This is a genomic window from Janthinobacterium sp. JC611 (assembly GCF_018682595.1).
GTDB lineage: Bacteria > Pseudomonadota > Gammaproteobacteria > Burkholderiales > Burkholderiaceae_D > Janthinobacterium.
This window is the reverse complement of record NZ_JAFLJN010000034.1, coordinates 389,724-410,488: the sequence shown is the minus strand read 5'-3', so window position 1 is coordinate 410,488 and position 20,765 is coordinate 389,724. Positions and strand designations below refer to the sequence as shown.

Below are 20,765 nucleotides of genomic sequence, written 5' to 3'. Positions count from 1 at the left end.
CAGGCTCCTGGAAAGGCATGAGTCTAGAGATGTGCCGCCCGGGCCGTCAATCTTGATTCCATGAATCAATATAAAGTGACAAACGCTACAATGGCCGCCATGAACAACGATCTGTCTGCCCTCGACGCGGCGCGCCTGCTGGGCGTCAGCCTGCCCACCCTGTATTCCTATGTGAGCCGGGGCTTGCTCGCTTCCGTCAGCAACGGTGCGTCGCGCCGCAAGCGCTATCCGCAGGAAGACGTGCTGCGCCTGGCGGCCCGTAAAAATGACGCCAAGCGGGGCGGCCAGACGGCCGTGGCCGCCATGCACTGGGGCTTGCCCGTGCTGGAGACGCGCATTTCCCATATTCTCGATGGCCGGCTGCTGTACCGGGGCCATGATGCGACGGCGCTGGCCCAACACGCGACGCTGGAAGCTGCCGCCGGCCTGCTGTGGGACGATGGTGCTAACGAATATTTTCGGCAAGACGCGCCAGCCCTGCCGCCAGGGCTGGCCAGCGCGCCCGATGCGCCGCCGCTGGCGCGCGCCATGCTGGTCATGGCCGTGCTGACGACAGCGGACATGCCGCACGCGCTGGAGTCCGGCCCCGCCGTGATGCGCCTGCTGGCCGCCGCCCTGCTGCAGACGGCGCCGTCCGCCTTGCCGCTGCACCGGCAGCTGGCCCAGGCGTGGAACGCCGACGCGAACCAGACTGCATTGCTGCGCGCCGCCCTCGTGCTGCTGGCCGACCATGAATTGAATGCATCGACGTTTGCCGTGCGCTGCGTGGCGTCGACGGGCGCCAGCCTGCCGGCCGCGCTGGGCGCGGGGCTGGCAGCCATGTCCGGAGTCAAGCATGGCGGTGGCAGCGCGGCGGCCAGGTGCATGCTGACGCAGGCGCTGGCCGCGCCGGACGCCAAGGATGCCAAGGCAGCCATCGGCAAGTACTACGCGGCCATCGCGCCGGCATTCGCCGGTTTCGGCCATCCGCTGTATCCGCACGGCGACCCGCGCGCCGCGTATCTGCTGGCGCGTTTGGCAGCGATGACGCACGAGTACCCGCAACTGTCCGCCATCCTGGCGGCGTGCGCCACGGCGGGCGACTTGCTCGAAGTAAAGCCGAATGCCGACCTGGCGCTGGCGGCCATGGAACTGGCGTTTGATTGGCCCGAAGGCGCGGGCATCAGCGTGTTTGCGCTGGCCCGTTCGGCCGGCTGGATCGCGCATGCCTTCGAGCAGGCAGACAGCGCGGCCCTGATACGCCCGCGTGCGCGCTATATCGGACGCCCACCGCGCGACTGACACGCGGCTGACAATCGACGCTTGATTTATTACGCATACGTAGTAGTATACTTCGCATGCGTATCAATACCGTCCCCACCTCAGACCATCCCGATGCCGCGGCCTGTCCGCTGGGCGAGCGTTCGCCGCGCCTGTTCAATCTGCTCAACCTGGCGCGCCAGAACCTGTTCCGCTCGGCCGATGCCGTCTTCACCAGCGAACTGGGATTTTCCGGCACGCAAGTGGTCGCCCTGTTCGCCCTGAAGGGAGAGGAAGGCTGCCAATTGAAGGATCTGGGGCGGGCGCTGCAACTGAAAAACTCGGCCGTCACGGGCCTGGTGGCGCGCATGGAAGAAAACGGCCTGATCGTGCGCGGCCAGTCGGCGCTCGACGCGCGCGCCGGCACCCTGCACATGTCGCCCAAAGGTGGCGAGGTGCTGGCCGCCGCCCTGCCCCTGCTCGACAGCCTGAATGAACAACTGAAGCAAGGATTCAGCGAGGAAGAGCTGGCCGTCGTCGCCCGCTTCCTGCTGCACGCCTCGCGCCTGCGTTTCCAGCAAGACATTTAACCCATCCATCACCCCCACAGGAGTTAGCATGCACCTCAATGACATGACCGGCTTGCAACTGATGCAAGCTTTCGCGCAAGGCCTGTTTCCCCGCCCCGGCATTTCCAGGACCATGCCGATGGATGCCCACACGATCGAGCATGGCAGGGTCGTCTTCACGGCGACGGCGAATGAAAACCACACCAATCCCATGGGCGGCGTGCACGGCGGTTTCGCCGCCACCGTGCTCGACACGGTCACGGGTTGCGCCACGCACACGGTCTTGCCGGCCGGCGAAAGCTACGGCACGACGGACCTGAACATCAAGATGTGCCGCCCCCTGCCCTTCAACGTGACGGTCTACGCGGAAGGCAAAGTCATCAATGCGGGACGCAACCTGGTCATTTCCGAAGGCACGATCCGCGACGAAGCCGGCAAGGTGTATGCGCACGCGACAGCGACCTGCATGATCATCCGCCCCCGGGAACAAGCGACTGCATGATACGTATTGGCAACATCGAGGAAGCCTGGCAGGTGCTGGAGGCCATCCCCGAGTTCGACCAACGGCGCAGCCTGGCGCAGTTGCAGGAGCGCCTGCCCGCCGGCGCGCTGCCCGCGCACCGCAAGGCGGGGATGGCGCAGCGCGTGCTGGAAGGCCAGGAAGCCTGGGCCAGCGCACACGGCTTTGCGGCTGTCACGGTAAAGTCGACGAACCGCTATCCCGCCATGCTGCGCTTGCTGATCCGCAATGGCTATCAGATACGTGTCTTCGAGCACTTTGGCGACCCGACCAGGGAGCGCGTTCATTTCATCAAGCCGCTGTTTTAGCACGCATGGTAGAGACACTAGTTTGTTTCTTGCTTGTCAAAGAAGTAACAGCGCCATACACTGCGCTATTCTGGCTGGGCGCTGTCACTGAACCATAGGTAATGTCATGTCCATCGTAAAAAAGGGAAGCCGTCAAATTGTTGTTGACTCTACGTTTTACCGATAGTCGGTCAGACGGCAACCGACATATATACAAGCACTGGTTTGTCTTTTGCAGTTTAAGCTGCAAGCGATGGCCGAAGCACGCTCGTAGTGAGAACACACGTAGCACGTCCGGATAATTGGCTGGGCATGGAAGCGCGCGCGATCACGCCATCAGTCGTGGAATATGCTATTCGGCAAGCATTGACGCAGGGTTGGCATCCCGGCAAATTCGGAAGCGCTTTTGAACTGACAATGAGAGTCGCCTGAACCTCATTTGCAATTCATCAAGAAATATTTCCTCCCAAGGCTTTTAGGCCTCTCGGCAATACTCAAAATAGCACAATGACACTGAACTCTTTTTTCAAACGTACGATTTTCAATTTCAATAAAGAAACCGCATTGAAGCAACGCTCGAGTGGGCAACGTTACGCACTAACGATCATACGATACACACCAGAGCCGACCTCGGTGACGGGGACATTTGACACAGGAACGGCAGCCGTTACCTGGCTTGGCGTTCCGACTGACTCTGATTGTTTGGTGGAAGCTTCTGTCTGGCGAGACAATGTCAGCCTCGGCGACTTTTGTTTGTGGTGTTCCGAAGCGTATGCCGTTGCCCGAATAGGCGAGCATCGCGATCACAATGCCAGCAATCTCAATGGCCCAATACCGATTAACAACGTCATCTCGTTCAAAGATGATGACGGATCTCTTTACACGCCATCAAGCGAGTTGGTATTGCCTCGCGAAGCGGGCATTCGCGCCATTCACACATGGCTCATCGATTTGGAACACCCAGGTTTTCTGCATTGGAGCTAAGTTTGCGCCTTCTAAAAAATCGTCAAGAGAACTCGCATGCAAACATAAGCTGGCGGACAGTCGATGAAGATGTCTCTCAATGGCGGCTGCGCGTCCAGCCAGATGCACAAAGCCATGCCCCGTCACTCGTGTTTGCTGCCAGACGGATACCAGCAAGGTGCTGCGCTCTCTCAGGCCGCCGCCTTTTTCTTTCCTTTCAATAAACTTCCCGCCGCATTCTCTTCAAAGCGCCCCGCCTCTTCTATATAGCCATGCACGGTGCCGTCGTGGCGCCAGCCGCCCTGGCGCTTGATGGCCTGGAAATCGGCGCCGGCCCGGTGCGCGCTGGTGGCCATGCCGCGGCGCAGGCTGTGGCTCGATAGTTCCGGCACGTAATCAAGCGCCGCCAGCCTGGCGCAGCTTTCCAGTATGGTATTGATGCTGCTCGCATGCAGCGCTTTCGCGCTCACATGGCCCCATTGATTGACGGGGCGCAACAGCGGCCCCGTGCGGATGTGCGCCACGGCCAGCCAGGCGCGCAGGGCCGTGGCCGGGCAGCAGACACCGTCGCCGAACGGGATCGCCTTGACGATGCCCTCCCCCAGCTGGTCCGTTTTCGAGCGGGGCAAGGTGATCACCATGCCCTGCGGCTCCCAGCTCACGTCTTCCACCGTCAATCCCGCCAGTTCGCTGCGCCGGAAACCGCCAAAAAAGCCCAGCTGCAGCAAGGCGCTGTCGCGCAAGGCCTTGACGCTGCCCAGCGCGGCCAGCCGGGCGACGATCAGCTCCAGGTCTTCCAGCGGCAAGGCCTTGGCCTTCTTCTTCGGCTTGCCGTGCAGGCGGGCGATGCCGGCCAGGGTCTTGCGCACGGTGGGCGTGGACGCGGGGTCGGCAAAGCCCTGATACACATGCCATTGCGACAGGGCCGTCAGGCGCAGGGCCAGGGTGCGCGCGTTCAGGCTGTCCGCATACGCCATCAGGTAGCGGATGACGGTGGACTCGTCGGCGGGCAGCGCCCCGCCCCAGGCCTGGAAGTGGCGGATGGCGGAACGGTAGGTGCGGCGCGTGTTGTCCGAGGTGGCGGCGGCGAGAAACGCCTGGTGACGCGCGGCCACCTCGGCATCGATCAGGGCGCCATGTAATGGTGCCACGGCACTGGCGGCGCTTTTCGGCCCTGCGGCGCGGCGTTTGGAAAGGGGCAAATCGGGCATGGAATCGCTGAAATCGGGCTGGTGTACTGGGAAATACGCAGAATAGCATGCAAACCACCCCATAACACGCGATAAGCAATCTTATCGCAGCTTATATTTTCAAATATCCTTAAAATTTATATCGTAATATTATGCGATATTACGTATCATGTAATACGTTACTAAATTTCGCTCATAGGTGATTTTATGGCCCGCACCGGCATTCTGTACTCTGATGTTATGAAAGCAGCCCAAATTGTCGCTGCCGATGGACGCAATCCCACAGTCGACAGCGTGCGCGAAGCGCTGGGCAGCACGGGCAGCAAGAGCACCATCGCTCCCCTGCTGAAACGTTGGAAGGAAGAGTTCCAGGGCGCGGGCGCCGTGAAAACGGAATCAGGCTTGCCGGCCGAGCTGATGGAGGCGATGCGCGGCGTCTATGAAAAGCAGCAGCGCGACGTGGCGCAGCAGCTGGAAACGGGCATGCGGGAAAACCGCGCCGAACTCGACGCGGCGCTGGACAAGCTGAAAAAGACGGAAACCGAGCGCGTGAAACTGACGGAGGCGCGCGCCGCCCTCACCCAGGAATTGCGCGCCACCCAGCATGCGCTGGCGCAACTGAAGGAAGAGCACCATTTTCGCGCCGTCACCCTGGCCACCTTGCACAGCGATAACGCGGGCCTGACGCAGCGCCTGGCCGACCGCGGCGAGGACATCGCGGCCCTGAACCGCCAGCTGGCGCAGGTGCGCTCGCAGTTCGACCATTACCAGGAAGCGGCGGCCGCCCAGCGCAGCGAGGAACGCGCGCAGGCGCAGCAGCGGGAAAGCCGGCTGGAGCAGGATAACGCCCAGCTGCAGCAGCGTGTGCAAGGCCAGCAAGCGACGCTGGTGCAGCAAGACGTGCGCCTGGCGCAGCTGCAGGCGGAGCACACGCGCTTGTCCGGCGAAGCGGCGGCCGACCGCGCGGCGCTGGCCACCGTGCGGCCCGAGCGCGACCAGTTCGAATATCAATACCTGCAGGCGGCCGCCTCCGCCGACGCCCTGCTGGCCAAGCTCGATACGGCCCTGCTGGCGCTGAACGACGCCAAGGTGGCGCTGGCCGCGCAAGACCGCCAGCTCGACATGCTGGCGGAACAGTCCCAGGCATCGCAGCAGAAGGTGGAAAGCCTGGCGCAGGAACGCGATGGCTTGCTGCGCGACAATGCCGGCATGGCGGCCAGGCTGGCCCTGCTCATGGATGGCAAGGATAAGCGCGATGGTTGAACCCGCCAACATGGGCTGGGAACTCCATGGTGAAAACTATCCCTACCCGGCACGGTAGCGCACGCGTATCCACGCACCCATGGCGTCCACGCCGCCGTCGCCAGCGTCCTCGACCCAGCCCGCGCGCGCATAACAGGGCCAGGATGGCGCTGCAGGAGACCGTGTCCGCGCTGGCGCAAGGACGAATCAGGGTCTTGGCTGGCGCACTGTTCCTTCGTTACAGGCGACGGTTCAACACGCTGTCGATGTCGTGGGTGGGTGGTTCAAGGTCGAGCACGCCGTCTTGCAGCCAGTAGCCGTCGCCTCCCCGTTGCAGCGCATCCATGTCCAGCGCGCCCAAGGCTGGCGGGATGCCGCCCGCGAGCAAGGCCGCCACATCGCCCCACGCCGCATACAACAGCTTCAGATACCAGCCGTCGTCGTGGGCAAAGGCGAGGAAGCGGCTGTGCAAGGCGGGCAGCGGCGCGAGCGCGCCCCGGTGGTCGAGCATCGCGGCCACGTCCGCGTCCAGCGAGGCCGGCGCCGCGCCGCGCCAATCGGCCCAGGCATGGCTGCCCCAGCCGGACATGTCTTCATGCGCCAGGGCTGGCAGTTGCTGGCGCGCCAGAGTCTGGAAGGCGGCGGGCTTCTTGATCGTTCCCGCACTGCCCCTGCGCAGCACGATGCCGTCCGCGTGCAGCAGCGGGGGGATGACATCCTTGAATTCGATGCCGGAAGCGACCAGCATGCGCTCGGCCGGGTCGTGCCAGATATATAAATAGTGTCTCAAACAGAAGTCCGTTTTGGTTTCGGCGCCGTGTTCAGGGCCACGGCGGCGCGGATCAGCGCCTTGAGCGCCGCGGTATCGAGGTGCGCGCCTTCGTGCAGGTCGATGGCCCGGCGCGTGTTGCCGTCCAGGCTGGCATTGAACAGGCCGGCCGGATCGGGCAAGGCGGCGCCCTTGGCGAAGGTGAGTTTCACGGCCAGTTTATAGGTTTCGCCCGTGCAAATCATGCCCGCGTGCGACCAGACGGGCACGCCACGCCATTTGACTTCCTCGACCACGTCCGGGTCCGCCTGGCGTATCAGTGCGCGCACGGTGGCCAGCGTCTTGCCGCGCCAGTCGGCCAGCGCGGCGATTTTCGCGTCGATCAGGCGAGTAGCGGACTCGGCGCTCACCGCGCCATCCTGGGACTGCGTGTCTGGTTCTGTTTTTTTCATGGCGGTGATCTCCTTTCCTGGCTTGCCTGTGCCTGTGTGCGCCTGCCTTACGGCGCGGGATCGGCCATGCAAGCGGCCAGCGAGCTGATGAACTGGTCGCGCAAGGCCTGGTACTGCGCATCCGTCGCGAATTCCCGTTTGTCCGCCGGCTGGTTGAGCAGATAGGCGGTGGCGACCGTCCCGCTGGCGGCATGCAGCAAGGTGTATAAACTGATGATGCCCGCCGATTGCGTGACATTGGGATTGTTCAATCCTAGCACTTCCACGCCCTGGCGCGTGTCCGTTTCCAGCGACACTAATTGCGGCGCCTTGCTGTTGGCGGCCATCTGCTGCATCTGCGCCACGATGGTGTCGCGGTCGGCGGCAAACCTGCCTTCGGCGCTGCGTTCGATTTTCAGGTTCACCAAGGGCAAGCTACCCTTGCGGAACAGCATCAGCCGATAGCCATCGGCCGTCGATACCTGCCCCTCGCCCGTCGCCAGCTTGACGCTGCGCGTCGTCACGTGCGCGGGCAAGCGGTCTTGCTGCCGGAACTGGAACTCGCTGCGGTTGATGCATTGCGCCAACGGGCCCAGGGGATCGGCCGTGCGGTCTTGCGCCTGGGCGGCCAGGGCGGTAACGAGCAGGGGAATGGCAAGCAATGGGCGGTGATTCATGAGCGGCATCAGTCGAGGAGTGAAGGTGCCGCGAGCATAACCGTCCATATTGCCAGAAGGCAAATGTTTAGTTGCCATCCTCTAAAGCCCGCATGCATGGCTTCTTAATAGGAAATTCACCTGGCCCGCGTAGCATTCAGATTGGCAAGGCTCTCATTGTGCAGCGCCTGCCCTTTTCCGGCTGAATCATGAATGACATCGCTTTACCCCTGCACCACGGCGCCGCCGTGCCACCCGCCGTGCCACCAACCTCCGCCAGCGGCCACCGCTTGAAAGCGGCGCTGGGCGCCCTCTTCTTTCCCCGCCAGCGCACGCGCTGGCAAGCTTTTCTGGGAAGCATGCCTGGCCTGAGTTCGCTGGCGCAGCTGCATCCCTGCCTGCGCTTCAAGATTTACCGGCCATACGCGTCGCGCCAGCTCGGTTGCGCGGATAGACTGGCCTTGCTGGAAGGGCATTACCGTTTCCTGTGGCAAGCCGGGGCGCGCGCCCTCGTCGAGCGGGCCGCGCGCCAGCCCGTGGTGCTGGCCGCGTTCGAAGGCAAGGATGGGGCGCTGTACCGCTTGCAGCTGACGGCCATCCACGACAGCTACCGCGAAGGCGAACTGTGCCTGCGCCTGACGCGCGACGGCCAGCCTCTGTACCTGGCCAGTTTTTTGTTCGTGCCGCGCGCCGATGGCGTCTCCTTGCAGCTGGGCGCACTGCAAGGTTTGCGCTCGGAGGCGGGCAAGCTGGCCGTCAAGGACGCCACGCGGGCGCTGCACGGCTGCCGTCCGAAAAACCTGATGGTGACAGCCTTGCGCGACTTTGGCGATTTTTTTGCCTGTACCAATCTGTTCTTGATCAGCAACGACAACCGCATCGCCCTGAATGCGCGCCGCCGGCGCCATATCGCCGCCGATTACGACCTGGCGTGGCAGGAATTGCACGCCTTGCGCATGCGTGACGGCAATTATCACCTGCCCTGCGCCCCCTACCGGGTTCCGGACCTGGCCCAGGTGCCGTCGAAGAAACGCGCCGATGCGCGCCGGCGCGGTGAATTGCTGCTCGGCATGGCCGCCGACCTGCGCGCGCAGCTGGCGGGTTTGCTGGATACGCCTGTGGCAACAATGTCTGAGGTATCTTGCCAAACCAGCCATTACTCAAGGATGCTATGATGCTTTCTTTTCAGCAACTATCACCCGACGGCATCGATGATCCCCATACGCCTGCGCGCCCTGTTTGTGTCTGTTTTATCCCTGTCCACCTGCGGCGCCATGGCCACGCCCACGCTCGACGCGGCCATACGCGAACGGGCGGAAACCCTGGTGCGCAACGGCCAGCACGCCAGCCTGCTCATCGCCGTAATCGACAGCAAGGATAGCGCCGTGTATGGCTTTGGCCGTGCACGCGACAACGATAGCTACCAGCCTGATGCCGACACCATCTATGAACTCGGTTTCGTGAGCAAGACATTCACGGCCTTGCTGCTGGCCGACGCTGTCGTGACGGGCAAGGTCAGGCTGGAGCAGCCGGTGTCCGAGTTGCTGCCGGGCTATACGATTCCCGAATTCGGCGCACAGAAAATCACCCTGCGTTCGCTGGCAACGCACTTTTCCGGCCTGCCTGTCATGCCTGATAATCTGCACTCGGCCAATCCCCTGGATCCGTTTACCGACTATGACGAAGCGCAGCTGCGCACCTTCCTGGCTGGCTATGCGCTGACACGCAAGCCCGGCACGGAGTTTGAATTCTCGATGCTTGGTTACGGCCTGCTGGGAACGGCGCTGGGAACGCAGGCAAAGATGTCGTATGAAGACCTGCTGCGGGCGCGCATCACGGGACCACTGGACATGCCATCGACGACCACGATACCGTCACCGGAAATGCGCGAGCGCATGGCGCATGGCCACCTGGACAATGGCGTGCCCGTACCGATCTGGGATTTCCGCGCCCTCGAGGGCGCTGGCGCCGTATTATCAAGCGGGCGCGACATGATACGCTATCTGCAATCCTACATGCGGCCTGCTGGCGAGGCGCAAAAGCTGGCCTTGCGGCCGCAGCAGGTATTGGGTGGCGAAGGCCATGACCCGCGCGCCAGGACACTCGGCCTGGCGTGGACACTCGAGCGCGTCAACGGAAAAAACTACGCCTGGCACAACGGCCTGTCAGGTGGCTACACCAGTTTTGTCGGCTTTAGTCTCGATGGCATGCGTGGCGTAGTGGTAATGAGCGGCACATCGCGCGAGGTCCAGTCGCTGGGCCAGGCCGTTCTGTGGCAAAGCCAGCTTCCGCCATTGCCGTTACCAGCGTCAATCCCCCCGGAAATAGCCGTCGCCCCGGCCGATCTGGTGCAATATGCAGGGCGGTATGCGCTGGGCGCCAGTGTTATCCTCAACGTGCGCCAGGGCCCCGATGGCTTGCTTGCAGACATACTGGAATCGGGCACAACGGAACCGCGTGAAGCGCTCATGTTCGCCAGCGCGCAGGACACGTTCTTCTCCAGGATGACCGGCGGGCATCTGGTGTTCCAGCGTGACGCCGAGGGCACCATTATCGGCCTGGTCCTACACCAGCATGGCATCGCAAAGTTCGCCAAACGGCAGTTCTAGCCTTGTTGTTACTCATTCGATAAGTGTGGCGTAAAACTCAGGATTTCTTCATGTAGATGGCCTATGCTCGGAATTCATCCCAACCACTTTATCCGGCGGCTGGCGTGACCTTGCTTTTTCCATTGATCACCTGACAGGCTCCCATGACGTCACGCCTTGCCCTCCTCCCCCTTTGCCTCCTGGGCAGCGCCGCCCTGGCCGCGCCCGTATTGGACGCGGCCGTGCGCCAGCGCGCCGAGGAACTCACGCAGAACGGCATGCACGCCAGCCTCGTCATCGCCGTGATCGACGGCAAGGACAGCGCCGTCTACGGTTTCGGCAGCGTGCATGCCGGCAAGAACATCAAACCGGGCGCCGACACCGTCTACCAGATCGGTTCCATCACCAAGACCATGACGGCCTTGCTGCTGGCCGACGCCGTCGTCGAGGGCAAGGTGGAACTCGACGCGCCCGTGGCGGCATTCTTGCCGGGCTATACGGTGCCCGCCTTCGACGGCAAAACGATCAGCCTGCTCGACCTGGCCACGCATTATTCTTCGCTGCCGCGCCTGCCCGACAACTTCGCGCCGCAAGATCCGGCCAATCCGTATGCCGATTACACGGCGGCGAAGCAACGGCAGTTCCTCGCCGCCTACCGGCTGCCGCGCGCGCCGGGCACGCAATTTGACTACTCGAACATCGGCTATGCCGTGCTGGGCACGGCCCTGGCCGAGCAGGCCGGCGGCAGTTATGAAGCGCTGCTGCAAAAGCGCATCGCCGTGCCGCTGGGCATGCGTTCCACGTCGAACCAGCCCACGCACGGCATGCGGGCGCGCCTGGCGCCCGGCCATTTGCTCACGGGCGAGTCCACGCCCGCCTGGGATTTGAATGTGGTGGCGCCGGCCGGCGGCGTGTATTCCAGTGCGCGCGACATGGTCGCCTACCTGCAAGCATATATGTTCAAGCCGCTGCGCCCGTATGCGCTGGCGATCCAGCCGCAGCGGCCGCTGGCGCCGGATGGCGAGACGAAAATCGGCCTGGCCTGGCTGCTGGAACAGCGACAGGGACACGGCTACGCCTGGCACAGCGGCCAGACGGGCGGCTACAGCAGCTATGCGGCGTTCACGACGGATGGCAAGCGGGGCGTGGTGGTGTTGACGAACACGGCGCGCGACGTCGACGCCCTGGGCTTGTCGACCTTGCTGCCCGGCACGCCCTTGCCGCCGCTGAAAAAGCCGCAAACGGCCATCGACGTGCCGCGCGCCGCGCTCGCCGAGTATGTGGGCGAGTATCCATTGGGCACCGATTTCACCTTGACGGTGACCCTGGGCAAGCAGGGCCTGGAAGCGGCCGGCACGGGCGTGGGCGCGGCGCCCCTGTTTGCCAGCGCGAAAGACCAGTTCTTCTTCCGCGCCATCGACGCGGAGCTGGCGTTTACGCGCGATGCGGGCGGCAAGATCATCAGCGCCGTGCTCACGCAAGGCGGGCAGGACGTGGTCTTGCCGCGCAAGCCGTAGCGTTCAGGCTGCCGGGTCGCGCATGAATTGCTCGACCCGGGCGACAAACGCCGCCTTGCTGCGCGTGCGGAATTCGCCCAGGAAGGCGTCGCTGCCCTGGACGATCTTGCCGTGGCGGTCGTATGTCACCTTGCCCATCTCCAGCACGAATTCGCCGGCGGGGTCGTCTTCCGGCTCGAAGTGCGAATTGAAGCAGTAACCGGTGTCGCGGCAGCTGCCCCACAGCAGCAATGCGCTGCTGAACCATTCCATGGTGTCCGGGCCTGGCTCCACCTCGAACAGGGTGTTGACGGTGATGTGCCAGCCGCCGGGCACGCGCAGCGGCTGCAAGGGATAGGGAAAGCGTGGCGGTTTCATGGGGACGGTGGCGCGCGGTGCGTTTGATAATAGGCGAGGAACTCCGCGGCCGGCAGCGCCTTGGCGAACAGCCAGCCCTGGCCGAATTCGACTTTGCGTTCCAGCAGATAATCGGCTTGCTGTTGTGTTTCGATGCCTTCGGCCACGATCAGCATGTTCAGGGTGCGGGCCATGGCGATGATGTGCGGCGTGACGCTGCTGGTGGCCGCGTCCGTGCCGATGGTGTCGACGAAGGATTTGTCAATCTTCAAGGCGTCGAGCGGCAGGTTTTGCAGGCTAGCCAGGCTGGAATAGCCGGTGCCGAAGTCGTCGATGGCCACGGCGTGGCCGCGCGCCCTGGCCTTTTCGATGGTGGCGCGCGCCGCTTCCACATTGATGAAGCCCCGCTCCGTCGCTTCCAGCCAGATCTGCTGGGCCTCGATGCCGGTGCCGGCCAGGGCCCGCTCGAGCACGTCGAGCACCCTGCCCGTTTCAATGTCGCTCGCGCACAGGTTGATGGCGATGTGCAGCTCGCGGTCGGCCAGCAGCGCGGCGCGCATGTCGGCGATGACGCAAGCGATCACCTGGTCGGTGATAGGAAGGATGAGTTCGCTTTCCTCGGCCACCGGGATGAACAGGTCGGGCCGTATCATGCTGCCATCGGGACGGCGCCAGCGTATCAGCGCCTCGGCGCCCACGCACACGCCCGTGTCGAGCGCGATGATAGGCTGATAATGGACAAAGAACTCGCGCCGCTCGACGGCCGTTTCCAGTTCGCCGCGCAGCGACAGGCGGCGGCGCGACAGCCATACGACGATGCCGACGATGAAGACGGCCATCAGCAGGCCCAGCGGCAAGAGCAGCAACTGTTCGCGCCGCAGCCTGTCGTTGAGTTTGCTGCGCGGCTCGATCATGACGGCCGTCAAGCCATCGCGGTACAGCGTCGCATGGATGCTGCCATCGTGCGCCGCGTCCCACGTCGCTGGCAGCCCGGCGAGCAGGGCTTGCACCTGCGCCGGATCGGGATGGTGCAAGGTGTCGAGCACGCCGCTCTTGCCGATGGCCACGGCCATCTGGATGTCGCTGTCGACGATGACGTCGGAAAAGCGCACGGGATCGATCAGCACCTTGTAGGCGCGGTAGGACAACCCCACCATGCGCTTGCCGCCGCTGACGACGGGGCGCAGGTTGAAATCGAGACCCATGCCGTTGGCCAGCGTGAAGTCGGGGGGCGTGACGGCGATGCGCTCGTCCTCGATGCCCGTGGACGTGCATTTGAGCAAGCCGTTTTCCACATAGCCGATATCGTCGATGCTGCGCGTGGTGATGGTGATGCGCCGCAATTGCTGGACATGCGCTTCCGAGCACGGCGCCAGGTCCAGCGCATCGGCGCTGCGCAGAGCGGCGCTGGCCGAGGCGATGGAACGGTGGGCGCGCTCGAGCGCATAGCCGGCGAGCAGGCGCAGGCGTTCCTGCTCGCCCTGCTCGGCGCGCACGGACGACAGGTAGAAGGCCAGGCTCAGGGGAGCGGCCACGCCGATGACGGCCACCAGCACGCTGGTGATGATGATGCGTTTTCTGCGCATGGAATTACCTGCGGTAGTTATATGAATGCCATGTATTGCTCGATGGCATCATATTACAAGTCCAGGCGGCGCACGCTGATATTGCTGAACAGTTACACTTTTCCCGCTGTTTGCACTGGCCTTGCCAGCACGAAGACCAGCGCCGCCACCACGGCCGCCAGGCCGCCGGCCAGGTACAGCACGCTGGCAAAGCCGTCGATGAAGGCGTGGCGCGCCGCTTCCTGCGCCACGGCCTGCAGCGCGGGCGGCAGCTGGCCGAAGGCCTCGGCCGCGTTGCCGGCGACGATGCGCCCGATCATTTCGGGCGACGCTTTCAAGCCGTGCAGCCACGCCAGTTGCTCGAACGAAGCGCCCGTGCGCATGGCCAGCACGGCGCCCAGCGCGCCCACGGCCAGCACGATGCCGACGAAGCGCGTGGTGGTGCTGATGCCGGAACCCATGCCCGTGCGCTCGCGGGGGATGCAGGCGAGGATGGCCTTTTGCGTGGTGCCGTTCAGCAATCCTGCGCCCGCGCCCGTGACGAGCATGCCGGCCGCCACCCAGCCGTACTGCAGGCTGGCGGCGGCCAGGGCCGTGGCCACGTTGCCGGCGGCGACGATCAGCAAGCCTGTGACGAGGATGCCGCGGTCGTCCAGGTGGTGCATGGCGCGCGGCGCCAGGCGCGACAGCACCACCATGGCGACGGCAAACGGCAGCATGGCGCAGCCGGCCAGCACGGCGGAAAAGCCGAAGGCGTTCTGCAAGTACAAGGGCAAAAAGGTCATCATCACCTGCGCGGCGATGGCATAGCCGAACATGCCCAGCACGGCGCCGACGAAGACGCGCCGGCCGAACAGGCGCAAATCGACCATGGGCGCGCGCTGGCGCCGCTCCACCAGCACGAACACCAGCAGCAGCGCCGCGCCGGCCGCGAAGCGCAGCAAGGTGGCGCGGCTGGCCCAGCCCGCCACGCTGGCGTCAATCAGGCCCCAGATGATGCAGAACAGGCCGGCGGAAAACAGCAGCGCGCCCGCCGGGTCGAAGCTGGCATTGGACGCATCCTTCGACTCCTCCACGTGCCTGTTTGCCAGCCACATCAATATGGCCACGACGGGCAGGTTCAGATAGAAAATCCAGCGCCAGTTGATGGCGCTCGTCACCAGGCCGCCCAGCAGCGGCGCCACCGTCATGGCCACGCCCATGGCCGCGCCCCACACGGACCAGGCGCGCGCCCTCTCCTTTTCCGCGTGAAAGGTGTGGCCGATGACGGCCAGCGCGGACGTGAGCAGCAAGGCCGCGCCCAGGCCCTTGACGGCGCGCGCCACGTTGAGCACGAACGGTGTCCACGCCAGGCCGCACAGCAGGGAAGCCAGCGCGAACACGGCCAGGCCAAACAGCATCACCCGGCGCCGGCCCAGGCGGTCGGCGATGCTGCCGGCGGGCAGCAGGAACGAGGCGAACGCCAGCATGTAGGCGCTGACCACCCATTCCACGTCGACGAAGCTGGCGTTGAGCGCGCGGGCGATCGAGGGTAGCGAGACGGCCACCACGTTGGTGTCGAGCATGATCAGCGCGCACACGCCCGAGCACGTATATAAGGTCCAGTCGGTATTCTTCATGCCTCGATTGTAAGCAGGCTTGTATTATTTCCTGTTATAAGACAATCGCCTTATAATTTCCTCATGGTGAATACAGACAAAGAGATGGAACTGCGGCATTTCCGCTGCGTGCTGGCCGTGGCGCACAGCCTGCACTTCGCGCGGGCCGCCGCCGAGCTCGGCATTTCGCCGCCCGCGCTGACCAAGCAGGTGCAGGAAACGGAAAGCCTGCTCGGTACGCGCCTGTTCCAGCGCAGCAAGCGCGCCGTGGCCCTGACGGCGGCCGGAGAGCTGTTCGTGCTGGAAGCGGCGCGCGCGCTGGCGCAACTGGCGCAGGCGCAGGAAGTGGCGCGGCGCGCGGGCCGGGGCGAGCTGGGACGGCTGGAAATCGGCTACGTGGCCTCGGCCGCGTATGCCGGCGTGCTGCAGGAGCAGTTCGCCCGCTTTCGCGCCAGCCATCCCGGCATCCATATCGGTGCGCGCGAATACCCGATGGATGCCCTGCCCGGCTTGCTGGACCAGGGCCGGGTGGACCTGGCCTTCGTGCGCCCGCCCCTGCACTTGCCGGATGGACTCGACAGCGTGGTCTTGCTGCGCGACCGCTTCGTGCTGGCCGTGCAGGCGGACAGCCCGCTCGCCTTGCTGGATGTGGCGGAACCGGCCGCGCTGGCGCAGCAGGCCTTCATCGTGCCGGAACAGGAATTGGGCACCCTGGAACTGAGCCGGCGCGGCGGCTTCGCGGCGCAGGTGGTGTCGCGTCCGGGCAGCCTGGTGGCCGTGCTGACGGAAGTGTCGCTGGGCGTGGGCTGCGCCATCGTGCCCCACTCCGTGATGGCCAGCGTGCGCTTGCCCGGCGTGTGCTTCCGCGAACTGGCGGCGCCGCAAATCAGCTCGGAAATCGCCGTGGCCTTCCGCCGCCACGAACAGGCGCCCGCCGCGCGCGCCTTCATCGCCCAGCTGCGCGCGGCGGCGCTGGCTTAAGCTCAAGCGCTCTTCAATACCGCCACGGCGTAGGTGCAGGCGCTGGCCGTTTCATTGCTGAACACGCAGTCGGCCGGCGGCCCCAGCTCCAGGCAGTCGCCTGCGTCCAGCACGTGGCGGGTATCCCCTTCCATGAACACGAGGCTGCCGCTGAGCGACCAGATGAGTTGCCGCCGCGCCACATAGGCTGCCGCCGGCATGGCCACCACGGCGCCCGGCGGCAAGGTAATATGCACGAGGTCGAGCGGCATGTCGGACGCGGGCGACACGTGCCGCCGCACATAGCCGCTCTGCGGGTCGATCCACACGGGCTGGTCTGCCTGGCGCAGCATGCGCCCTGGGCGCATCTCGGCACGGGCGATCAGCTCGGACATGCTCAGGTCGAAGGCGCCCGACAGGCGCGCCAGCAAGGTGGCCGTGGGGCTGCAGTCGCCCCGTTCCACCTTGTGCACCATCGCGCGCGACACGCCCGAGCGGGCCGCCAGCTCTGTCAGCGACCAGCCCAGGTGTTCCCGCTCGAGGCGCACCCGGGCGCCGATACGCTGGTTCAATTCGTCTGGTTTAGTGGACATATATTGGATTTTATTCGGGCTTCCATTCGGATTTTATTGGACAAGTGGCGGGTGGCGATCTATGATTTGTCCATTATAGTAGACGCCGAGTGCGGAGAGCAACATGCAGATACGCGATGCCCATGCGGGCGACATCGAGGCCATCACGGCCATCTACAACGATGCCGTCAGCAATACTTTAGCCATCTGGAATGAACGGACGGTGGATGCGGCCAACCGCGCCGCCTGGCTGGCCGACCGCGTACGGGCCGGCTATCCGGTGCTGGTTGCCATCGATGCAAAGCAGAACGTGGCCGGCTACGCCTCGTTCGGCGACTGGCGTCCGTTCGAGGGCTACCGGCATACGGTCGAGCATTCCGTATATGTGCGCGCCGACAGGCGCGGCGCCGGCGTCGGTAAGGCCTTGATGGGGGAATTGATCGCGCGGGCACGCGGCCTGGGCAAGCACGTGATGGTGGCGGGCATCGAGGCGGGCAATGCCGCCTCGATCGCCCTGCACAAGCAGCTGGGTTTCGAGGAAGTGGGCTTGCTGCGCCAGGTGGGCACCAAGTTCGGCGCCTGGCTGGACCTGGCGTTCCTGCAGCTGCAGCTCGACAAGCGCAGCGACCCGGACGGCATCGCGCCGCCCGGTTGAGGTCAAACAAATATCAAGGAGCGCGCATCAGAGATCGATCTCCGGTGGCGGGCGGCGCAGCGCCATATGCTCCCATACGGCCACCAATACCAGCACGCAGCTGGTGATGCAGGCCAGGGTCAGCGGAGCATACAGGCGGCCGTAAGCCATCGGGATCAGCGCCAGGATGATCAAAATGCCCAGCAGATGCGACAGCGGCGGCGCGGCACGGTCGCTGCTGACCCATTTGAACAGCGCATTGCCCAGCAGATACAGGATCGGGCCGCCCAGCAAGGCGCTGATGCCGGCGAAGCTCGCCTCGTCCGGGTGCACGAGGGCCAGCTCATCGGCCACGGCGGAAACGATCACGCCGCCCACGATCAGCACGTGGATATACGTGTAAGCCTTGCGGGCGATGCGGCCCGGGTCCTTCGAGTGGGCGATGCGGTGGTGGCCCGCCTCGGCGCCCGTGTCGAAATAAATCCACCACATGGCGATGCTGCCGACCAGGGCCGACAAAAAGCCCAGCCAGTTGGCGGCCGTCCATTCCAGGCCCGCGAACGTGGCGCCCGTCACCAGCAGGGATTCACCGAGCGCGATGATGACGAACAGGCCGCAGCGCTCGGCCATGTGGTTGCCATCGACATCCCAGTCGGCCGTCGTCGAGCGGCCCAGACCGGGCATGCCGAACAGCATCCATGGCCCGGCCAGGTCGATCGCCAGGGCCAGCGCCCACCAGAAGATGCGTTGATCGGGCGACGCGATACCGCCGGCGATCCAGAAAATGCCGGACAGCACGGCCCACAGGGCGATGCGCTGGAAATTGCGGCGGCGCGCCAGCGCTTCATGGCGCACGGCCCACCAGGCGAACAGGGGCCGGCCCACCTGCATGGCCACGTAGGCGCCCGCGAAGCCCAGGCCCCGCGTGCCGAACGCTTCGGGAATCGAGGCCGACATGAGCAGGCCGCCCAGCATCAGGGCGAACAGGCTGATGCGCACGGGAATGCGCTCGGGATCGAGCCAGTTGGTGATCCACGAAGTAAAAATCCACACCCACCAGACGGCCATCAGCAGCAGGCCCGTCTGCAGCCAGCCCATGGCGCTCAAGTGCGCCAGCAAGCCGTGCGACAGTTGCGTGACGGCAAACACGAACACCAGATCGAAGAACAGCTCGATCATGCCCACCTTGCCGCTGTCCTGCCCGCCGCGCGTGCGCAACAGCGATTTTCTCGATTCCATAGCTACTCTTTCATTCATGCTTGATTAAAACGTTCAATTGGGGACTTTTATAGCTTGACTGGCGTCAGCAAGGGAAAGCCGGCGAAGTGCGCGGCCAGGTTATCGACCACCAGTTGCCCCATCGCATGGCGCGTCTCCACGGTCAGGCTGCCCACGTGCGGCGTCAGCACCACGTTGGCCAAGGCGCGCAAGGCGGCGGGTACGCGCGGTTCGTCCGTGAACACGTCGAGGCCGGCCGCGCCCAGGCGGCCATCCTGCAAGGCGGCGATCAGGGCGTCTTCGTCGATCAGGGCGCCACGGGCGATGTTGATCAGCGTGCCTTGCGGACCCAGCGCGTCGAGCACGCCGCGGTCGATGATCTTGCGCGTGGCGGGCGTGCCCGGCGCGCAGACGAACAGATAATCGCTTTCCTGCGCCAGGGCCAGCAGGGATTCCGCGCGCGGCACATCGGTGCCGGGAATGGCGCGCGGCTGGAAATAGCGCACGTTGATGCCGAAAGCGGCCAGGCGCAGCGCGATGGCCTGGCCGATCTGGCCGAAGCCGAAGATGCCGGCCGTCTTGCCGCGCAGGCTGGACGCGGGGGCGATGGCCTCGCGGCGTTCCCAGCCGCCGTCGCGCACGAAACGGTCGAGCGCCACGATGTGCCGCGCGCTGGCCAGCAGCAAGGCCAGCGCCACGTCGGCCACGTCGTCCGTCAGCACGTTCGGCGTGGTGGTGACGGCGATGCCGCGCGCCCGGGCCTGGTCCAGTGCCACGCCGTCGAGACCGACGCCATTGACGGCGACGATTTCCAGATGCGGCAGCGAGCCCATGTCGCCGGCGTTCAAGCCCAGCGCGCCCGTCGTGACGACGCCACGGATGGCCGGCGCCCGTTCGGCCAGCCAGGCCTGGCGTTCGTCCGCCGGCACTTGCCAGGCGCGGTGGCAGGTGTATTGCCGTTCCAGCTGCGCGTTGACGGCAGCCGAGGGACTGGGAGCGAGGATGAGGAGTTCGGCTGGCATGGGCGTCCGGGTTGGTGTCGACAGGATTTGCAGACGCAACTTAGCATACTTGAGACCCTGCCGGGGATGGCATCGCCTGTTACCGCCGCTAAAACCCTGCTCGCCGCACGGTCTTTAGCCGGGGCAAGGCACGCGCTTGACCTTGCCGCCCGTCCTGGCCGGGTCGGCGCCCGCGCCCGGGTTCGCGTCCAGCCCGAAGCAGCTGGCGCCGCCGGCGCTGACGACGCGCGTGACAGGCCGGCCATCGGCCGTCAGGACTTCCTCCACGCGGATGACGGGGCCGCCGCGCCAGGCGGAGGCAAGCAGCTTGTGGAAGGTGCTCTCGCTTTTGAGGTCGGCAGCGGCCAGCCACGGCTGGTCTTGCTTCAGCTCGCCGCGCAGGGCCTTGTCGGCGGCGCCCGCCGCCAGCCGGGCGCGCGTGCGCAAGTCCGGGCCGGTCGGCGCCGTGGCGGGCGCGGCGGGCAATTCCTCGGCGGGCATGGTGATGGCCTGCGCCGTCACGGCAGGCAGGTCGGGGACGGCGGGCGGCGCGCTGGCCCGTGCGCGCGGCACGGGAACCGGCATGGGCAGCGGCAAGACCAGCGGCGGCGCCGGCGTTGGCCGGGGCGGCAGCAAGGTCATGAACGCCACTTCCGTGTATTGCTTGAGCTGCCGCGCCGGCAAGAGCAGGAAATACAGGCCCAGCGCGTGCATGGCCAGGATCAGCGCGACGGCCGCGCTTCTCAAGCTCAAGCCCCGCCGTAGGCGCATGGAAAGGGACTGTCGGTGGCGGTGCAAGGGCATGCGGTTTCCTGTGGGCGCCGGGCGCGATGCTCCATTCTAGCGAAACTTGGCCATAGGCATTGATCAATCCACAAGGTAGCGCCTGGCGCGCCTTTCTGCGCCAGAT

Annotated in this window: 22 protein-coding genes; 11 read left to right on the top strand and 11 right to left on the bottom strand. The window is 65.0% G+C overall.

Annotation, left to right across the window (positions count from 1 at the left end):
• Nucleotides 1-99: 99 nt before the first annotated feature.
• From J0O65_RS22310 to J0O65_RS22290, 5 genes are all read left to right on the top strand, one after another.
• Nucleotides 100-1,281, top strand: coding sequence for a citrate synthase (locus J0O65_RS22310; protein WP_251373901.1), 1,182 nt, complete (start codon nucleotides 100-102; stop codon nucleotides 1,279-1,281).
• Between the two features lie 56 nt (nucleotides 1,282-1,337).
• Entirely contained in the window at nucleotides 1,338-1,829 is a 492-nt protein-coding gene (locus J0O65_RS22305; RefSeq protein ID WP_215409372.1) for a MarR family winged helix-turn-helix transcriptional regulator, read from the top strand.
• Nucleotides 1,830-1,857: 28 nt separating this feature from the next.
• Nucleotides 1,858-2,310: a PaaI family thioesterase gene (locus J0O65_RS22300; protein ID WP_215409371.1), complete on the top strand. Its 453-nt coding sequence runs from the start codon at nucleotides 1,858-1,860 to the stop codon at nucleotides 2,308-2,310.
• Nucleotides 2,307-2,636: a GNAT family N-acetyltransferase gene (locus J0O65_RS22295; RefSeq protein WP_215409370.1), complete on the top strand. Its 330-nt coding sequence runs from the start codon at nucleotides 2,307-2,309 to the stop codon at nucleotides 2,634-2,636. Before J0O65_RS22300 ends, J0O65_RS22295 begins: the two co-directional genes overlap by 4 nt.
• 486 nt (nucleotides 2,637-3,122) lie before the next feature.
• Nucleotides 3,123-3,599, top strand: a complete 477-nt coding sequence (locus tag J0O65_RS22290) for a hypothetical protein (protein WP_215409369.1) — start codon at nucleotides 3,123-3,125, stop codon at nucleotides 3,597-3,599.
• A 170-nt stretch (nucleotides 3,600-3,769) separates the two neighbouring features.
• On the opposite strand, the gene J0O65_RS22285 is transcribed toward J0O65_RS22290, so the two are convergent.
• Nucleotides 3,770-4,789, bottom strand: a complete 1,020-nt coding sequence (locus J0O65_RS22285; RefSeq protein WP_251373900.1) for a tyrosine-type recombinase/integrase — start codon at nucleotides 4,787-4,789, stop codon at nucleotides 3,770-3,772.
• 219 nt (nucleotides 4,790-5,008) lie between these two features.
• Between J0O65_RS22285 and J0O65_RS22280 the strand changes: the two genes are divergently transcribed.
• A complete protein-coding gene (locus J0O65_RS22280; RefSeq protein WP_251373899.1) occupies nucleotides 5,009-6,031 on the top strand; it encodes a DNA-binding protein in 1,023 nt (340 codons plus the stop codon).
• A gap of 217 nt (nucleotides 6,032-6,248) precedes the next feature.
• On the opposite strand, the gene J0O65_RS22275 is transcribed toward J0O65_RS22280, so the two are convergent.
• The 3 genes from J0O65_RS22275 to J0O65_RS22265 are packed head-to-tail and all read right to left on the bottom strand — an operon-like array spanning nucleotide 6,249 to nucleotide 7,887.
• Nucleotides 6,249-6,800: a hypothetical protein gene (locus J0O65_RS22275; protein ID WP_215409367.1), complete on the bottom strand. Its 552-nt coding sequence runs from the start codon at nucleotides 6,798-6,800 to the stop codon at nucleotides 6,249-6,251.
• On the bottom strand, nucleotides 6,797-7,231 hold the full coding sequence (locus tag J0O65_RS22270; RefSeq protein ID WP_215409366.1) for a DUF1801 domain-containing protein: 435 nt from the start codon (nucleotides 7,229-7,231) through the stop codon (nucleotides 6,797-6,799). The genes J0O65_RS22275 and J0O65_RS22270 overlap by 4 nt, the downstream gene beginning before the upstream one ends.
• A 47-nt stretch (nucleotides 7,232-7,278) precedes the next feature.
• Nucleotides 7,279-7,887, bottom strand: coding sequence for a hypothetical protein (locus tag J0O65_RS22265; protein WP_215409365.1), 609 nt, complete (start codon nucleotides 7,885-7,887; stop codon nucleotides 7,279-7,281).
• Between the two features lie 188 nt (nucleotides 7,888-8,075).
• Here J0O65_RS22265 and J0O65_RS22260 point away from each other — a divergent pair, with 188 nt between their 5' ends.
• The 3 genes from J0O65_RS22260 to J0O65_RS22250 all read left to right on the top strand — a co-directional run bounded on the left by J0O65_RS22260 (nucleotide 8,076) and on the right by J0O65_RS22250 (nucleotide 11,971).
• Nucleotides 8,076-9,041, top strand: a complete 966-nt coding sequence (locus J0O65_RS22260) for a VirK/YbjX family protein (protein WP_215409364.1) — start codon at nucleotides 8,076-8,078, stop codon at nucleotides 9,039-9,041.
• Between the two features lie 36 nt (nucleotides 9,042-9,077).
• The gene (locus tag J0O65_RS22255; RefSeq protein ID WP_215409363.1) at nucleotides 9,078-10,475 is read left to right on the top strand and encodes a serine hydrolase; all 1,398 of its coding nucleotides are present in this window, start codon (nucleotides 9,078-9,080) and stop codon (nucleotides 10,473-10,475) included.
• Nucleotides 10,476-10,618: 143 nt separating this feature from the next.
• On the top strand, nucleotides 10,619-11,971 hold the full coding sequence (locus J0O65_RS22250) for a serine hydrolase (RefSeq protein ID WP_215409362.1): 1,353 nt from the start codon (nucleotides 10,619-10,621) through the stop codon (nucleotides 11,969-11,971).
• 3 nt (nucleotides 11,972-11,974) lie between these two features.
• On the opposite strand, the gene J0O65_RS22245 is transcribed toward J0O65_RS22250, so the two are convergent.
• The 3 genes from J0O65_RS22245 to J0O65_RS22235 form a co-directional block, all read right to left on the bottom strand.
• Complete coding sequence (locus tag J0O65_RS22245; protein WP_215409361.1) at nucleotides 11,975-12,328, bottom strand: hypothetical protein; 354 nt, start codon at nucleotides 12,326-12,328, stop codon at nucleotides 11,975-11,977.
• Complete coding sequence (locus tag J0O65_RS22240) at nucleotides 12,325-13,893, bottom strand: EAL domain-containing protein (protein WP_215409360.1); 1,569 nt, start codon at nucleotides 13,891-13,893, stop codon at nucleotides 12,325-12,327. The genes J0O65_RS22245 and J0O65_RS22240 overlap by 4 nt, the downstream gene beginning before the upstream one ends.
• Nucleotides 13,894-13,985: 92 nt before the next feature.
• Entirely contained in the window at nucleotides 13,986-15,491 is a 1,506-nt protein-coding gene (locus J0O65_RS22235) for an MFS transporter (RefSeq protein WP_215409359.1), read from the bottom strand.
• A 63-nt stretch (nucleotides 15,492-15,554) separates the two neighbouring features.
• Here J0O65_RS22235 and J0O65_RS22230 point away from each other — a divergent pair, with 63 nt between their 5' ends.
• Nucleotides 15,555-16,451, top strand: a complete 897-nt coding sequence (locus J0O65_RS22230; protein WP_251373898.1) for a LysR family transcriptional regulator — start codon at nucleotides 15,555-15,557, stop codon at nucleotides 16,449-16,451.
• A gap of 2 nt (nucleotides 16,452-16,453) precedes the next feature.
• On the opposite strand, the gene J0O65_RS22225 is transcribed toward J0O65_RS22230, so the two are convergent.
• Nucleotides 16,454-17,023, bottom strand: coding sequence for a helix-turn-helix domain-containing protein (locus J0O65_RS22225; protein ID WP_215409358.1), 570 nt, complete (start codon nucleotides 17,021-17,023; stop codon nucleotides 16,454-16,456).
• A gap of 103 nt (nucleotides 17,024-17,126) precedes the next feature.
• On the opposite strand from J0O65_RS22225, the gene J0O65_RS22220 reads away from it, so the two are divergent.
• The gene (locus J0O65_RS22220) at nucleotides 17,127-17,657 is read left to right on the top strand and encodes a GNAT family N-acetyltransferase (protein WP_215409357.1); all 531 of its coding nucleotides are present in this window, start codon (nucleotides 17,127-17,129) and stop codon (nucleotides 17,655-17,657) included.
• Nucleotides 17,658-17,684: 27 nt separating this feature from the next.
• Here J0O65_RS22220 and J0O65_RS22215 read toward each other — a convergent pair whose 3' ends face one another.
• From J0O65_RS22215 to J0O65_RS22205, 3 genes are all read right to left on the bottom strand, one after another.
• Entirely contained in the window at nucleotides 17,685-18,875 is a 1,191-nt protein-coding gene (locus tag J0O65_RS22215) for a low temperature requirement protein A (RefSeq protein WP_215409356.1), read from the bottom strand.
• Nucleotides 18,876-18,922: 47 nt separating this feature from the next.
• Nucleotides 18,923-19,876: a 2-hydroxyacid dehydrogenase gene (locus tag J0O65_RS22210; RefSeq protein WP_215409355.1), complete on the bottom strand. Its 954-nt coding sequence runs from the start codon at nucleotides 19,874-19,876 to the stop codon at nucleotides 18,923-18,925.
• Between the two features lie 114 nt (nucleotides 19,877-19,990).
• Nucleotides 19,991-20,608 carry a hypothetical protein gene (locus tag J0O65_RS22205; RefSeq protein ID WP_215409354.1) on the bottom strand — a complete coding sequence of 206 codons (618 nt, stop codon included), beginning with the start codon at nucleotides 20,606-20,608 and terminating at the stop codon, nucleotides 19,991-19,993.
• Nucleotides 20,609-20,765: the final 157 nt, after the last annotated feature.

Excerpts from the sequence above, each read along its gene's own strand:
- J0O65_RS22270 (WP_215409366.1), bottom strand. The coding sequence starts at position 7,231 with ATGAAAAAAACAGAACCAGACACGCAGTCCCAGGATGGCGCGGTGAGC.
- J0O65_RS22300 (WP_215409371.1), top strand. The coding sequence starts at position 1,858 with ATGCACCTCAATGACATGACCGGCTTGCAACTGATGCAAGCTTTCGCG.
- J0O65_RS22240 (WP_215409360.1), bottom strand. The coding sequence starts at position 13,893 with ATGCGCAGAAAACGCATCATCATCACCAGCGTGCTGGTGGCCGTCATC.
- J0O65_RS22305 (WP_215409372.1), top strand. The coding sequence starts at position 1,338 with ATGCGTATCAATACCGTCCCCACCTCAGACCATCCCGATGCCGCGGCC.
- J0O65_RS22235 (WP_215409359.1), bottom strand. The coding sequence starts at position 15,491 with ATGAAGAATACCGACTGGACCTTATATACGTGCTCGGGCGTGTGCGCG.
- J0O65_RS22245 (WP_215409361.1), bottom strand. The coding sequence starts at position 12,328 with ATGAAACCGCCACGCTTTCCCTATCCCTTGCAGCCGCTGCGCGTGCCC.
- J0O65_RS22310 (WP_251373901.1), top strand. The coding sequence starts at position 100 with ATGAACAACGATCTGTCTGCCCTCGACGCGGCGCGCCTGCTGGGCGTC.
- J0O65_RS22250 (WP_215409362.1), top strand. The coding sequence starts at position 10,619 with ATGACGTCACGCCTTGCCCTCCTCCCCCTTTGCCTCCTGGGCAGCGCC.
- J0O65_RS22290 (WP_215409369.1), top strand. The coding sequence starts at position 3,123 with ATGACACTGAACTCTTTTTTCAAACGTACGATTTTCAATTTCAATAAA.
- J0O65_RS22230 (WP_251373898.1), top strand. The coding sequence starts at position 15,555 with ATGGTGAATACAGACAAAGAGATGGAACTGCGGCATTTCCGCTGCGTG.
- J0O65_RS22255 (WP_215409363.1), top strand. The coding sequence starts at position 9,078 with ATGATCCCCATACGCCTGCGCGCCCTGTTTGTGTCTGTTTTATCCCTG.
- J0O65_RS22265 (WP_215409365.1), bottom strand. The coding sequence starts at position 7,887 with ATGAATCACCGCCCATTGCTTGCCATTCCCCTGCTCGTTACCGCCCTG.
- J0O65_RS22215 (WP_215409356.1), bottom strand. The coding sequence starts at position 18,875 with ATGGAATCGAGAAAATCGCTGTTGCGCACGCGCGGCGGGCAGGACAGC.
- J0O65_RS22280 (WP_251373899.1), top strand. The coding sequence starts at position 5,009 with ATGAAAGCAGCCCAAATTGTCGCTGCCGATGGACGCAATCCCACAGTC.
- J0O65_RS22260 (WP_215409364.1), top strand. The coding sequence starts at position 8,076 with ATGAATGACATCGCTTTACCCCTGCACCACGGCGCCGCCGTGCCACCC.
- J0O65_RS22295 (WP_215409370.1), top strand. The coding sequence starts at position 2,307 with ATGATACGTATTGGCAACATCGAGGAAGCCTGGCAGGTGCTGGAGGCC.
- J0O65_RS22220 (WP_215409357.1), top strand. The coding sequence starts at position 17,127 with ATGCAGATACGCGATGCCCATGCGGGCGACATCGAGGCCATCACGGCC.
- J0O65_RS22285 (WP_251373900.1), bottom strand. The coding sequence starts at position 4,789 with ATGCCCGATTTGCCCCTTTCCAAACGCCGCGCCGCAGGGCCGAAAAGC.
- J0O65_RS22210 (WP_215409355.1), bottom strand. The coding sequence starts at position 19,876 with ATGCCAGCCGAACTCCTCATCCTCGCTCCCAGTCCCTCGGCTGCCGTC.
- J0O65_RS22225 (WP_215409358.1), bottom strand. The coding sequence starts at position 17,023 with ATGTCCACTAAACCAGACGAATTGAACCAGCGTATCGGCGCCCGGGTG.